General features: G+C 45.8%; 14 protein-coding genes and 1 pseudogene. 10 read left to right on the forward strand and 5 right to left on the reverse strand.

Annotated features, from left to right (window positions below):
* Nucleotides 1–742: 742 nt before the first annotated feature.
* From MO387_RS17805 to MO387_RS17815, 3 genes and pseudogenes are all read left to right on the forward strand, one after another.
* Nucleotides 743–1384, forward strand: a complete 642-nt coding sequence (locus MO387_RS17805; protein ID WP_226060098.1) for a DUF6088 family protein — start codon at nucleotides 743–745, stop codon at nucleotides 1382–1384.
* Nucleotides 1385–1529: 145 nt separating this feature from the next.
* Nucleotides 1530–2042, forward strand: a pseudogene (locus MO387_RS17810) (nucleotidyl transferase AbiEii/AbiGii toxin family protein).
* Nucleotides 2043–2722: 680 nt separating this feature from the next.
* Entirely contained in the window at nucleotides 2723–3859 is a 1137-nt protein-coding gene (locus tag MO387_RS17815) for a GGDEF domain-containing protein (protein WP_234420986.1), read from the forward strand.
* A 195-nt stretch (nucleotides 3860–4054) separates the two neighbouring features.
* Here MO387_RS17815 and MO387_RS17820 read toward each other — a convergent pair whose 3' ends face one another.
* From MO387_RS17820 to MO387_RS17835, 4 genes are all read right to left on the reverse strand, one after another.
* Entirely contained in the window at nucleotides 4055–4639 is a 585-nt protein-coding gene (locus MO387_RS17820; RefSeq protein ID WP_107946284.1) for a YSC84-related protein, read from the reverse strand.
* A gap of 152 nt (nucleotides 4640–4791) precedes the next feature.
* On the reverse strand, nucleotides 4792–5706 hold the full coding sequence (locus MO387_RS17825; protein ID WP_107946285.1) for a hypothetical protein: 915 nt from the start codon (nucleotides 5704–5706) through the stop codon (nucleotides 4792–4794).
* Between the two features lie 57 nt (nucleotides 5707–5763).
* Nucleotides 5764–6162, reverse strand: coding sequence for a nitrous oxide-stimulated promoter family protein (locus MO387_RS17830; protein ID WP_107946286.1), 399 nt, complete (start codon nucleotides 6160–6162; stop codon nucleotides 5764–5766).
* Nucleotides 6163–6307: 145 nt separating this feature from the next.
* Nucleotides 6308–6667: a DsrE family protein gene (locus MO387_RS17835; protein ID WP_006083495.1), complete on the reverse strand. Its 360-nt coding sequence runs from the start codon at nucleotides 6665–6667 to the stop codon at nucleotides 6308–6310.
* 274 nt (nucleotides 6668–6941) lie between these two features.
* On the opposite strand from MO387_RS17835, the gene MO387_RS17840 reads away from it, so the two are divergent.
* From MO387_RS17840 to MO387_RS17870, 7 genes are all read left to right on the forward strand, one after another.
* Nucleotides 6942–7778 (forward strand): hypothetical protein, encoded by an 837-nt coding sequence (locus MO387_RS17840; RefSeq protein WP_107946287.1) that lies wholly within the window; start codon nucleotides 6942–6944, stop codon nucleotides 7776–7778.
* A gap of 144 nt (nucleotides 7779–7922) precedes the next feature.
* Nucleotides 7923–8234 (forward strand): hypothetical protein, encoded by a 312-nt coding sequence (locus MO387_RS17845; RefSeq protein WP_012090451.1) that lies wholly within the window; start codon nucleotides 7923–7925, stop codon nucleotides 8232–8234.
* Between the two features lie 9 nt (nucleotides 8235–8243).
* A complete protein-coding gene (locus MO387_RS17850) occupies nucleotides 8244–9698 on the forward strand; it encodes a protein adenylyltransferase SelO (RefSeq protein ID WP_107946288.1) in 1455 nt (484 codons plus the stop codon).
* 13 nt (nucleotides 9699–9711) lie between these two features.
* A complete protein-coding gene (locus MO387_RS17855; protein WP_199908776.1) occupies nucleotides 9712–10044 on the forward strand; it encodes a DUF3630 family protein in 333 nt (110 codons plus the stop codon).
* 2 nt (nucleotides 10045–10046) lie between these two features.
* Nucleotides 10047–11069 (forward strand): serine/threonine protein kinase, encoded by a 1023-nt coding sequence (locus MO387_RS17860; RefSeq protein ID WP_107946289.1) that lies wholly within the window; start codon nucleotides 10047–10049, stop codon nucleotides 11067–11069.
* Nucleotides 11070–11199: 130 nt separating this feature from the next.
* Nucleotides 11200–11808, forward strand: coding sequence for a thiol:disulfide interchange protein DsbA/DsbL (locus tag MO387_RS17865; protein ID WP_006083489.1), 609 nt, complete (start codon nucleotides 11200–11202; stop codon nucleotides 11806–11808).
* Nucleotides 11809–12314: 506 nt separating this feature from the next.
* A complete protein-coding gene (locus tag MO387_RS17870; RefSeq protein ID WP_006083486.1) occupies nucleotides 12315–12527 on the forward strand; it encodes a DUF1107 domain-containing protein in 213 nt (70 codons plus the stop codon).
* Here MO387_RS17870 and MO387_RS17875 read toward each other — a convergent pair.
* Nucleotides 12524–12745 carry a cell division protein ZapB gene (locus MO387_RS17875; protein WP_006083484.1) on the reverse strand — a complete coding sequence of 74 codons (222 nt, stop codon included), beginning with the start codon at nucleotides 12743–12745 and terminating at the stop codon, nucleotides 12524–12526. The two genes, MO387_RS17870 and MO387_RS17875, sit on opposite strands and share 4 nt — an antisense overlap.
* Nucleotides 12746–12860: the final 115 nt, after the last annotated feature.

Consider the following 12860-nt stretch of genomic DNA (forward strand, 5'->3'; position numbering starts at 1 on the left):
GTAATAATTTTTTAAGGATCGCCTCTTTACGTTCTGGTGAATACCGAGCCATATCGTTCTCTTTTGCCGCACCCTGTCTTTAAACATAATGATTATTTAGGGGTGACAACAATCCTGACACAGGGGGAAGAGGGAAATAATGAAAGTCGAAATTGAAAGAACCGAAGATGGAGAGGCTTTTTCAGAATACCTGATGCATATCTTGTTGACCTAAAATGGCAAGATGGCGATGTCATTGACTGGATTGATAATAAAGATGGTAGCTGGACCTTACGAAAGTCCTCGGTAGCAAGTCCTTTGGATTAGCCATGTCCCGAAGTGAGCTACAACGAGGATGATACTTTAATACTCGGTTGTAGCTCATTTCAGACTTAGTAGTCGCAATTAGTATGAATCTTTATTTTTGGTAACGTTTAATCTTAAACGGTTGGAGCAGGGTTAATTGACAGTTTAGTATGAAACTTTATTCCTTTCCTACAACCGAGCAGAGTTAGTCGATTTGCCAAAGTCTGTACAGTCACCGTATTCAAGGGCGCAGCCTTGTCGTAGGCACGGAATACCTATTCCTTCCATTTACTCGTTTATTAGCATTACAAGCCAGAACAAGCACTGCACTAAAAGGTGCTTTGACGCGACGATAGTCACCTAATATCATCCTGGCGAATTTTTCATCGAAAGCCTTTTGCAGTATGATGTAGAATTATCTCACATCACACCATAGGCGCCAGCTTGGTAAGGTTATATGTCAGTCGCACAGCTTGTTGCTAAACGTGTTTCACGGCTTAAAAAAGGCACACCGTTCACCATAGAGAATTTTTATTCTTTAGGCTCGGTGACGTCTGTGCAAAAAGCATTTAGCCGACTTGCTAAGGAAGGCACCGTTGAACGCGTTGCTAAAGGAATATATAGCCGGCCTGTCCGCATTGCTGGACTACCCAATATCACTTTTGCAGCGGAAGCTGAAGCCGTGGCAAGAGCTTGGGCCAAGACCCACCATTATAAAATCGCGCCTCAGAGCTTACAGTCAGCCTATCGACTTGGCCTGCAAACCCAAGCACCAATGAAAACGATCCTATGGACGACCGGCCCTAGTCGCGAGTTCAGAATTGGAAATCAAGTCGCGACAGTCAAACACACGAGTGAAGCGAAACTCCGCTGGCCTGAAAGGCCCGAAGGAGAATTGTTTCGTGGCTTACTGGCTATCTCAGAATCGGCAAAACACGCACCAGTACACGAAATCTTGACTGCCATTAAACGACTCAAACTGACGCCAGTTGAAGCCTGCAATGTACTGCAAAAAGTTGCGTCTATCCCCGAAATGACTAACTGGCGGGCCGCCCTTGAAAGTGCATCCGAGCTACAAAAAGCCCATGAATATTTTTGATAAATAAGCCCAAAAGCAACACGCCGAACTCACCGCCCTGTTTAACGCTGCTTCCCTGCAACATCCACATGGACTTCCAGCTTGTTATTTAGAAAAAGATGTTTGGGTCACAGAGATCCTTTGCTTGCTCTTTGATGAAAAGCTGTTGGGTGATTGTTCCGTTGCGTTTAAGGGCGGTACCGCGCTCAGCAAGTGTTGGAATGCGATTAATCGTTTCTCTGAAGATATAGACCTTTCGATCCATTGAGCGGATCTCTCAGGGCTTACTGAAGAGCAAGCAGCAGCCTAGCAAGCGAGTATCGCTAATAAAAGCCAAGCTAGCAAGTTTCGTAAACAACAAGGTGAAAAGCTGCGAGGCTGGACAGCTGATCTACTCGACAGGTTAAACCAACGTCTTGCTGTGTACAAAATCGAAGGCCTGTATGCTGAATTTGAGTTGGACAAAGATGATAGAGCTTCAGGTGAGAAAATTGACATTCATTTCCCTCGAACCACCCTGAGCGGTAATGATTATCAACTCGACCATATTCTGTTGGAGTTCGGTGGTCGCAACCGTGGCAAACCAACCAAAGGAATCCAAGTTGAGACTTATATCGCTAACATCCCTGGTCTTGAGTCCCTGGGCTTACCTAAAGCGACGGTTATGGTCTACCACTAGGAGTACATTCTTTGGGAAAAGCTCACCGCTCTGTATCAGTTCTCAACCCAAGAACATGATCCGACCCTGCGCGGCTAGCCCGCCAATGGTACGATGTTGATTGCATTTTGACGGCACAATTTGCTGATCCTTACGACTCTCAGCAAGCTATGGACGATGTCATCACTATGAAACAAGCCCGCTGGCTGTGGGAGAGTAATAAAGTCTCTTACCAAAATGGCAGCGCTCACATAGGTACGCTGCCATTTCTAAATCCCTTATGCCCCATTGTAAGTTTGCAAAGGTTTATATGGATATTCGTAGTAAAATTACACTTATCACTAGAGTTATTTTGGGATTTCTTATTTGTCAGACTATGGGTAGATTTTATGTCAATGTATGGGTATATGATTTAGCTAAGTAGTTGTTCTTAGGCACTCTGCTATGTCATGGTATGGTTTCAGCGACAGTAATTTAGCAGGGCCTATTATTGGGCTGATGTCGCTATAATCTGATGTATTTCACTTTATTCTATGTATTTTATTTGTGATTTGCTTTCAGCAGAAACCTTTGCTGAAAGCATGCTTTGACATTCTCTATCCGAACCCTTGTCTTCATTGTGGAATTACTTCTTACCGTATGAGTATCGACTCTGATACTATTTCTATCTAAACCTAGATATGAACTTATCAGTCCAAAACATGATAGAACTCGATTCTCCAACGCTAATCATCGCACAAGCTATTGTTCAATGGCTGCTTGCAATATTACTGATGGCTGAGAGGGGAATGGATAAAGGGACAAAATACTGGGTTATTGCACTGTTTATTCACGGGATTGCTAATTTACTGCTGTTTTCTCGTCCTTATTTACCTCCCGTTGTTGCGGTTATTTTTTATAATTTTTGCGTCACTACTGCGTTTTCATTCAGTTATCTGGCGTTTGCTCGCTTAGTGGGTAAACAAGCGCCGCTTTGGCTCGTTTTATTCCCCATATTCGTGATGATCCTGACTATGTCTATTTATATTGATGACATAGCCATGCGAGTTATTTTTGCAAGTATTATTACGGGTACTCAATTGATCTTAATGGCATTTGTTTTAACGAGAGGCAACTGGTCTGGAAGTGAAAAGCTAAAGGGCTGGTTGATGTATTCTACTGGCTTATTTGGGGTAGGCTTTATCGTAAGAGCCTTATTTTGTTATGTAAAACCAGAATTATTTATTCATTTAGTCGCCAAAAGTTCTTTTCAGAGTGGTTTAGTGATTGCTGGAATGATTTATATCATTTTCAGCACGGTTGTCATTCTGTTAGTTAGATTGGATAGATTAAACAAAGAGTTATCCACATTAGCTTCGCAGGATAGTTTGACGGGTTTATTTAACCGAAGGGCTTTTATGCATAATGCGACGAGTATCATCGCCAGTGAAAACTTTCCCGTTAGTGTGCTTATGTTAGATCTTGATAATTTTAAGAAAATTAATGACGTACACGGACATAATGTCGGCGATACTGTGCTTAAGCTTTGTGCTGATGCTTTGCAAGATGGACTAAAGCAATATGGCATTATTGGCCGTTTCGGTGGCGAAGAGTTCGCCGCCATTTTACCCAGAGCAGATAGCGAACAAGCATTAGCTGTATCCGAAAAACTTCGATTAGCTATTGAAACAATTAATGTAAATCCAGATATACGGTTATCAATTAGTATTGGTGTGGCGACGTCTAGTAGTGTTTCGAGTATTGAGCCTTTGCTTATTCGGGCCGATAAGGCTTTGTATGAGGCTAAATCTAAAGGTCGCAATCAGGTAATTCATGCAGATCTGTTAGCACTTAATTAGTTTTTTATTCAATGGCTTATTTATTCTGTTATTTCATGTATTCAGCCTTTATACGACCAAGTTACTTGGGAACAAGCTAAAAGTGGTTTGAAACATTGTTTACTTCTATCTTTAAATCATAACGTTATAAAAGATCTAACAAAAAAACGGCGAGCACTGAGGCCCGCCGTTTGAGTTAACCGTTAATGGTTCGTATTAGTTAGTTTTAGGCTCGAAGCTAAAGGCTTGACCCGCAAGCGCTGCTTCAAACATCAAACCGCCTTTCGCTGCAGTAAATACCGCCATGCCGTTAATGTACGAGCCACTGGCCGAGCGATTTCCTCCCGATTGGCCTGCGCCTGCTGAGTTGCCTGTGGTTCCCGCTTGAGCGCTTGCGCCCATGTTGATGGCAACCGCCGAGGCTTGGGCATCAAACTCGAAACTGCCGCTTGTGAAGGCTTCATAGGCTTTAGCATCTTTAAAGAAGATGATCTCGCTGTAGGCTTGTCCACCTAATTGAAAACCGATGGATAATTGAGTCAGGCTCGAATCACCCATATAAACACCGCCTTGATAGACTCGGCCCTTGCCATAGGCAGCGCCAATGCCTATGCCGCCTTTACCCACAGTCGGGAATAACGCATAGCCATAGGCTGTGTCGAAAAACTTACTGGTTTCTTTCGCTTTTTGGAAATTGACTACCGCCTGATCATAGCTTTCATCCGCATGTGCAGTGGGCGCCGCAAATAGGCTCACGATAAGGCATGTCGATGCCGCAATGGCAGTTAAAAATGATTTCATGGTAACGCCTCTTCAAGTCTTCGGTTGCTCCAGACTAGCCTTTATCGACACAAATGACAGCCAAAAGTGACATATGTGTCAGCTTAGGTTCAGTGTTCGGCTTAATGCTTGGAGTGATATTGGTGGTGATGATTGGAGTATGGTTTCGCTAATTAGTTCTTAGGTGGTGAAGAAGCTTGGGGATTTTCTGCGTCGTCCTGCTGAATTTGATGCAAGAATTCATACTCCTCAGGAGTGAGCACATTTTCAATCGCGATTGGGCGTGGTTGTGATTGGGGTTTCGCCATGCGACCTTTTAGATAGGCTGAGCGGGTGATTTGTTTCAGGCCGTATACGGCCAACATATACATGCTCAGCAGTAAGGTGAGTCTAGGTAACGCATGGGATAGCAATGACAAGTTATCACCTAGATAGAAGGGTAAAATCACCACAAATACGCGGATCAACCAGTTCAACAACATGGCCAAGGTCAAACCTATCAGCCAACGAAATCGAATGGTACCGAGCGCCTCTTGGGTGAGTGTGACATCAGTTTGATTGCGTTTATGCCGACGAAACAGTACCCACAACGCGACAAAGTAACAACAGGTTTGTACCGATAGCAGTGCGGGTAGTATGGCGCCCCATTGGCTAATGCTAATTTCCTTCAGCATTTGGGCTAAAGGTTGCCACTCCCCGTTGGGGTGTGCGCTTAATCTTAGGGCGATATCTAAAATGGCGAAAACTAAGGTGAATGCCGACGGCCAGTAATGTTTTGAAAACCCTAGCGGTTTATGGGGCGGAACTAAACTGCGTTTGCAATAGAGATAGAGCAAAGGCATAAGCAAAAAATAGATAGGGTTAATCAGGTTGAATAGAATATGGATCGGAATTGGACTGTTATCGCGGTTCAATAAACCCGTTAGGAAGTACAGGGCGATGAGACTTAAGAAAGCTGCGAGGAGTTTTTGGTTACCGTCTGGGTGATAAAAATAGCGAATATAAATAGCTAACGCGAGGCAATGTACGCCTCCGAATAACGACAACCACCAGTAAGCTTGAGCGAAAAAAGTATTAAAATCGTTCATATGCGATACCTCGAGCCCTGTTATATCAGGGAAATCGGCTCGGTAAAAGTATCGCTGTTAGTTTTTCTGCTGGCTTGCTATGCGCCGATGACGATTTGAAGCCGCCTCGGGCACAGCGCTGGGAACGGGAATGCGTTCCGCAAGTAAGTGTTTGATTGCACGAATGGGATGCGGTAACAGCATCCGAGGACCGGAGAAGATCATGATCTCTTTAACGATTTGTTTCTGCGCTGGTTTGTAGCAATGTACAGGGCATTTATTACAGGTGGGTTTGCTTTGTCCGTAGGGGCAGCGATCTAGGCGCGTTGCGGCATAATCCAATAACTCAATGCAATCTGCACATAGGCCTGTCGCGCCTTGGCCTTGGTGTTTCGCCTTGCAATAAATCGTCACCATAGCGGCAATGGTCTGGTGCTCGTACAGGAGTTTGCCCGTAAGCAGTGTGGCTGTGCCCATTGGAATACCTTAGCTTGTCACTCGGATATCCCATCATAGGCAGTGAAATTGGCGCTGACAAAACGAAAGCGCCAATTTATGAAGGTGCGCACAAAATGGGGCTTTAAATAATCCAACCATCTTAATCCACACCTAAAAGTAAACCTTAGATATGCATCACTTTGTCGGCAGCCAGTGTCCAGCGAGTTAAATCTTGCAGCGTACCTATGTGCGCGCCTTCGATAATCATTTCCGCCGTGACGCCTCGCGCTTGAGCGCAGGTCTTACAAAGCAGGATAGGCACTTGCTGCGCTGAGAGGATCTCGAACATCTGTTGTAGGTTATAGCTTAAGTCGGGTGTGGTTTGATTTTTGAGTGCGCCAAACACGGCATCAGACATGAGAAAGAGTTTAAGATCGACGGCTTGTTCATCCTGATCCTTCAGTGCTAATGCGATGCGTAGGCTGTTAAATAGCTTTTCTGTCCCGTAGGGGCTAGCGTGGGCCACGATGAGAATACTTTGCATCAGGTTTTCCTTATATTTGTCGTAAACTGGGCGATTGGGGTGATAAGGCAACGCGGTTCCGTCAGTCTAGCGCAATTGGCTATAACTATTTGAGCGCAAGATCGTATAAAAAGGCATAAATACTTGATTTACACCGACACAATGGACTTTAATAGCGGTTAATCTCTGCTCAATTTTTAGCTAGACTCGGTTGCCATGGACACTGTCCTAATGGATTTTGGCAAACCAATTGACACGGCTTCTGACGAGAAGCGGCCATCAAAGGTGAACAAGAATGAAGATCATAGTCGTATTTATACTAATTGCTGTCGGGGTGTTTTTATTTCTTCGCGCGCAGCGATTGGCGAAAGAAGAACAAGAGGCGATGAAACCTAAATCGACCACGGTAAAACCTGTTGTTCCTACCGAAGAGGCACCTATTTCCTCCGCTGCTGAACCCGAGCGCGTAGAGCCTGAACCAGTTGAGCAGGCAGAAGACACTCGCGTGGTGGAAGTTGAGCCTGTCATCGAAGTAGAAGCCGAATTGATGCCCCGTGAGACGAATGAGCCGGCGAACATTTCGGTGGAACTAGACACAGATATCATCGAAGTCGATATTCCTGCGGCCCATAATGAAGAGGCGGTGATCATTTTAGGCACCACGCCAACAGATGAACAAGCTGACGTTAAGACTGAGGCTGAGCCAGCATCGAGCACGCGTTCAGAGGTCGGTGCGCCAGGGGCTTGGGCGAATGTAACCTTAGTTCGTGCCTTTGAAGAATATCAAGGGGCAACGTCAGCCAGTGCTCGCTATACCGCGCTGCAAAATATGGTCGCAGAGTGCTACAAGCAGCGTAAATCGGCGGATTATCTTAACTATGGCGCTCAGTTAGCTGAAGAATATGTCGCACTGTTCCAAGCGGCTAGCGCCGAGCAAGGCAAAGATACTGAGCTTAAGTCTTCCGGTTTCTTGCATTTAGCCACCTTGCTAAATGATACCCAAGCCTTCGATGCCGCCATTGTCATTTGTCGTAAAGCATTAGAGCTTGGGCTGAGCGATGGCACTGTCACTGGCTTTGAGGGCCGGATCAATCGGATTGAGAAAGCACAGGCTAAAGCAACTACGGCTTAACACTTTGGTTGGGAGCGCTTAGCGGGTAAACCCTTAAACGAAAAGCGGTTATTTCCCTCGTCTAAGCAGTGTAGAATCCCTGCTAACTGGATGCGCAAAAGGCGAACTAAGGTTCGCTTTTTTTATGGGCTTGATAGGGGAAAAATGAAACTAAGCTACGCCTTACCGAATGTCTTATTCGGGCTTGGATTATTGCTACTCAGTGGCTGTACTAAAACCCCAGAATGGACCCTATTTTATTATCCCGATGTGAGTGCCATTCCGGTGACGCCTTTGCAGGCCGAGGATATTAATGGCTACTACGACACCCTAGCGCAATGCCAGAGCAAGGCCCACGGCATGCAGCGTCTAAGCAGCTCTGGTGTGAGTGGCTTTGGCCTTGGTGTGTATCAATGTGGGCACCTATGTGAGTTCGACGATAAGTCGGTGCTGGTTTGCAAGACCATGAGCCAATAGGTGGACAAGATGAAGTTTAAACAGGATTTTTTTACGCAGTTACCTGAGTTTTACTCGCAAGTTTACCCGCAAGGGATTACTAAGCCTGAATGGCTGGCATGGAGTAATGACGCTGCGCAATTGATTGGCTTAAGCCAACCCACAAATGAGCTGTTATTGGGCTTGTCTGGCAATGCCGCCGTCGATGGCGCAACTTATTATGCTCAAGTGTATAGCGGCCACCAATTTGGCGGTTACACGCCGCGCTTAGGGGATGGACGCTCGATCATTTTAGGTGAAGCGATTGGCCCAAATGGCGCATGGGATGTCGCCCTTAAAGGCGGCGGTCCGACGCCTTATTCGCGCCGTGGTGATGGTCGAGCTATGATGCGCTCTGCCGTGCGTGAGTTTTTAGTCTCTGAAGCGTTGCATCATTTGCACGTGCCGACGACCCGCGCTTTGGCCGTGATTGGCTCTGACTTACCCGTATGGCGTGAGAGCCAAGAAACCGCAGCTATTACCGTGCGTTTAGCCCGTAGCCATATTCGTTTCGGTCATTTCGAGTTTTTCTGCCACAGTGAGCGCGGCCGTGCCGATAAGCTGATTCAATTACTCAACTTCACTATTACTCAGCATTATCCCCATTTGAGTTGTGATGCCGAAGGTTATAAAGCGTGGTTTTTACAGGTAGTGCAAGATACCGCCAAGATGATTGCCCACTGGCAAGCGGTCGGTTTTGCCCATGGCGTGATGAATACAGACAATATGTCGATTCTGGGTGACAGTTTTGACTTCGGCCCCTTTGCGTTCCTCGATACGTTCCAAGAGGATTTTATCTGTAATCATTCGGATCCCGAAGGTCGTTATGCCTTTGGTCAACAGCCGGGCGTTGGTTTGTGGAACTTGCAACGCTTAGCGCAGGCGCTCACACCTGTGATCCCATCCGATGACTTAATTGCCATTCTTAATCAATACCAAGAGGCGCTAGTGCAGCCTTATTTGCGCTTGATGCGGGCGAAATTAGGTCTCTCTGCAGTTGATGTTCCGTCGGCGGAGCAGGACAAACAGGATCTCGACCTCATAGGTCGATTCACTGTGCTGATGGAGAAAAATCAGCTTGATTACACTCAGACTTGGCGCCAATTAGGCAAGTTAGATCCGACCAGCAAACACAGTGCGCTACGGGATGACTTTATTGATGTAAGTCAGTTTGATATTTGGTATCAAGCCTACCAACAACGATTGGGCGCAGTAGCGGATATTCCCGCGTGGCAAACTGAGCGCAATAGTGTGAATCCCAAATATATTTTGCGTAACTATTTAGCCCAAGAGGCGATAATCGCGGTGGAAGAGGGTAATCTTGCGCCGCTGCATTTGCTGCAAAAAATCTTAACTCAGCCCTTTGCCGAACACGCAGAGCATGAAGACTTGGCCAAGCGTCCACCGGATTGGGGCCAAGGTTTGATCATGTCATGTAGTAGTTGATTGGATAACAAGCATGAAATTACCAAGCACGCACCTAAAAGCCATTAGCTTAAATACCATTCGCTTAGATAGAAGCGCCTTAAGTTTAGCGGTCAGTGCGGATATCGATTTTGATCGTTTCGCCGACTTTGCCGAACCTTTAGCCGCGGCGCTCGATTGCACTGTGCGCGAGCGTCAGTGGGGCGCCGACAGGCATCAATGGTTATTAGAATTTGAAGGCAGCCAGTTATGGCTCAATTATGAGTTTTACGGCAACATTTGCTGGCTCTCGACCGAACGAGAAGCCGATTTTGAGGTGCTGGAATACTTAGCCACTTTGCTACAACCTCACCTAAGAGTGAACTGAATATGAGTCAGAATATGACGCCATCAACCACGAGTTCTAGCGGCGCTGAGTTCCATTTTCAAGCCCTAACGCCGGATTTGATCTTAGATGCGATCGAAAGTCTGGGCGTGTACCCGGAAACAGGCTTGCTCGCGCTAAACAGCTACGAGAACCGCGTGTATCAGTTCCGCAGCGATGAAGGGCTGCGTTATGTGGTGAAATTCTATCGCCCCGACCGTTGGAGCGACGCGCAGATCCAAGAGGAACATGATTATGCGCTCGCACTCGCGGCAGAAGATATCCCGATTGCCGTGCCTGTGATCATCGAAGGTCATACGTTACACAAGTACCAAGGCTATCGATTTACCCTGTTCCCTTCCTTGGGTGGCCGCGCCTTTGAAGTCGATAATTTAGAACAGCTGGAATTAGTTGGCCGATTCATCGGTCGTATACATCAGTACGCGGCGCAAACTGTATTTGCTGAACGTGAACCGCTGAATCCGCAGATTCTAGGCGCCGAGCCGCTCGCGTGGTTAAAGCAATCTAATCTAGTGCCTAACAGCCTACGCTTGCCGTTTTTTACCGTCGTTGAGCAAGTGTTGGCTAAGGCGAATGCGATTTGGGATCGCCAAGATTTTGCGGCCATTCGTTTGCATGGCGATTTACACCCAGGCAATATTTTGTGGACGCCAGATGGTCCCGGATTCGTCGATTTAGACGATGCTCGCATGGGGCCGGCGATTCAAGATTTATGGATGATGTTAACGGGTGATAGAGCGCAGCAGTTGATGCAGCTCGAGATATTACTCGAAGCCTATGAAGAGTTTTGTGAGTTTGATACCAGACAGTTAGCCTTGATTGAACCGCTGCGGGCGCTGCGTATGGTGCACTACAACGCGTGGATTGGTCGTCGCTGGGACGATCCTGCTTTCCCGATGAACTTCCCGTGGTTTGGGGATGAAAAGTATTGGGAACAGCAGATCTTGGCATTTAAGGAGCAACTTTTTGCCCTTGGCGAGCCACCACTGAGCCTAGTGCCTTATTAGTATTGAGCAAAATATGATGTCACAGACGTATCTTGTGACATTAGATTGAACTCTTAAGCTTGAGTTACACTCAAAAAATGGAATATGTTAGTCTCCAGCCAATTTATCAAAAATGATTTAAGGAATGTTCATGAAAAAAGTATTACTTATGGCCGCGGCTTTGTTACTGGCGCCACTGGCTGTATCGGCTGTGGAATACCAAGAAGGTGTGCATTACACAGTGATTAACGATGGCCCAGCAACCGCTAAGCCAGAGATCACCGAGTTTTTCTCTTTCTATTGCCCACACTGCTTTAATTTCTCTAAAACGGTAGTGCCAAAAATTCTCGCCGAAAAGCCTGAAGGCGTAGCGTTTAACCAAGCACACGTTGATTTTATTGGTAAAGAAATGGGCGTTGAAATGTCACGCGCATTCGCAGTTGCGCATCAGTTAAACGTCGATGATAAAATGGATGCGGCGTTATTCTCTGCCATTCATGAGAAAAAAGAACACTTCACTAGCCTTGCCGATATTCGCGCTCTTTTCGTGGCTAATGGTGTTGATGGTAAAACCTTCGATGCGGCCGCTGAGTCTTTCATGGTGAAGGCGCAAATGGCGAAAATGAAGCGTGATACTGAAAACGCTAAGCTGACTGGCGTACCTGCTCTAGTCGTTAACGGTAAGTATCGTGTTGAAACCGGTGCGATTAAATCCTACGACGAACTGTTAGATATCGCTTTCTACCTAGCGAAAAAATAGTTCGGGTGACCTTATCACACCGCTGTCATGTGAGCGGTTGATAATACTGCACGTACAGCGTTTTAAAGGGAGCCTTAAGGCTCCTTTTTTATTGCGGCAAAGAACAACAGTAAGGTGAAACGAGCAGAGACAGCTGCTGTAAGGCATACGGTAGGCTGTTAGAGAGGTTAGTCGTTTGAACTCATTGAATAAAGACGAGGTAAAAAATGGGCAAAAAAAACCGTACTTCTTATAACGGAAAGTACGGACTTGAGCCAGAGGACTCATTTTTACCCTGAGTAACGCTGCTAATTTAACAGAGCGTCAAAAAATTGGCAAGTGACATTATTGTGGCGCTTTGTTTTTTTGGTTTGCAGCATGGCATATTGGTAAGTTAACTAAATCAGATGATTAACAGTGTTGGGCAATCAAATATGAAAAAAAGCCCCCGAAAGATGAACTCAAGTGGTAAAGCTTCTGTCAAACAACTGTAATCAATAACAACAAGAATGCTTGTAGGTGGTCATATGAGAGTTTTTCCTGTCTACGCACCTAAGCTTATCGTTAAGCACGCGCGTATTTTTCTCACTGGTGTTATTTGGGTTAAAGACTTAGGACGATTGGAATTTGAGAAGGGGCGGTTTTTACTGCCAAGAAAAAGCCTGCCAAAAGTGAAGCAGGCTATTTTAGAATTGAACGAACTGATCGAAGCGCAGCATCATCAAACAAATGCTGTTTAGATTTCGCTGTTTAACAAGCCAACAAGGCCAGTAACTTTTTCGTTCCAAGAAGTGAGTTCTTCTTGTAGTTGCTGGTTTTGCGCATTCAATTGTTGATTGTGCTCACTCAGCGTAGACGCTTTTTGCTTCTCTTCTTCAAGCTCCATTTTTAGAAGCTCGATCGTTTCGAGTGCAGCCTGGATTTTGGTTTCCAGTTTGGACAGTAATTCAAGGCTCATCTGGAGAGTCCTATGGTTTCTGGATGGGACTGTGATTCTAGCAGTGCCTAGAACTTAAGGAATAGCGATTCTTATCGTTTGGTTAAAAAACACCCTATTACTGGGTTCTAAATTA

Source organism: Shewanella sp. N2AIL, assembly GCF_022690845.1.
Classification (GTDB): Bacteria; Pseudomonadota; Gammaproteobacteria; order Enterobacterales; family Shewanellaceae; genus Shewanella; species Shewanella baltica.

Coding starts and splice junctions, on each gene's coding strand:
- MO387_RS17805 (WP_226060098.1), top strand. CDS start 743: ATGTCAGTCGCACAGCTTGTTGCTAAACGTGTTTCACGGCTTAAAAAA.
- MO387_RS17815 (WP_234420986.1), top strand. CDS start 2,723: ATGATAGAACTCGATTCTCCAACGCTAATCATCGCACAAGCTATTGTT.
- MO387_RS17820 (WP_107946284.1), bottom strand. CDS start 4,639: ATGAAATCATTTTTAACTGCCATTGCGGCATCGACATGCCTTATCGTG.
- MO387_RS17825 (WP_107946285.1), bottom strand. CDS start 5,706: ATGAACGATTTTAATACTTTTTTCGCTCAAGCTTACTGGTGGTTGTCG.
- MO387_RS17830 (WP_107946286.1), bottom strand. CDS start 6,162: ATGGGCACAGCCACACTGCTTACGGGCAAACTCCTGTACGAGCACCAG.
- MO387_RS17835 (WP_006083495.1), bottom strand. CDS start 6,667: ATGCAAAGTATTCTCATCGTGGCCCACGCTAGCCCCTACGGGACAGAA.
- MO387_RS17840 (WP_107946287.1), top strand. CDS start 6,942: ATGAAGATCATAGTCGTATTTATACTAATTGCTGTCGGGGTGTTTTTA.
- MO387_RS17845 (WP_012090451.1), top strand. CDS start 7,923: ATGAAACTAAGCTACGCCTTACCGAATGTCTTATTCGGGCTTGGATTA.
- MO387_RS17850 (WP_107946288.1), top strand. CDS start 8,244: ATGAAGTTTAAACAGGATTTTTTTACGCAGTTACCTGAGTTTTACTCG.
- MO387_RS17855 (WP_199908776.1), top strand. CDS start 9,712: ATGAAATTACCAAGCACGCACCTAAAAGCCATTAGCTTAAATACCATT.
- MO387_RS17860 (WP_107946289.1), top strand. CDS start 10,047: ATGAGTCAGAATATGACGCCATCAACCACGAGTTCTAGCGGCGCTGAG.
- MO387_RS17865 (WP_006083489.1), top strand. CDS start 11,200: ATGAAAAAAGTATTACTTATGGCCGCGGCTTTGTTACTGGCGCCACTG.
- MO387_RS17870 (WP_006083486.1), top strand. CDS start 12,315: ATGAGAGTTTTTCCTGTCTACGCACCTAAGCTTATCGTTAAGCACGCG.
- MO387_RS17875 (WP_006083484.1), bottom strand. CDS start 12,745: ATGAGCCTTGAATTACTGTCCAAACTGGAAACCAAAATCCAGGCTGCA.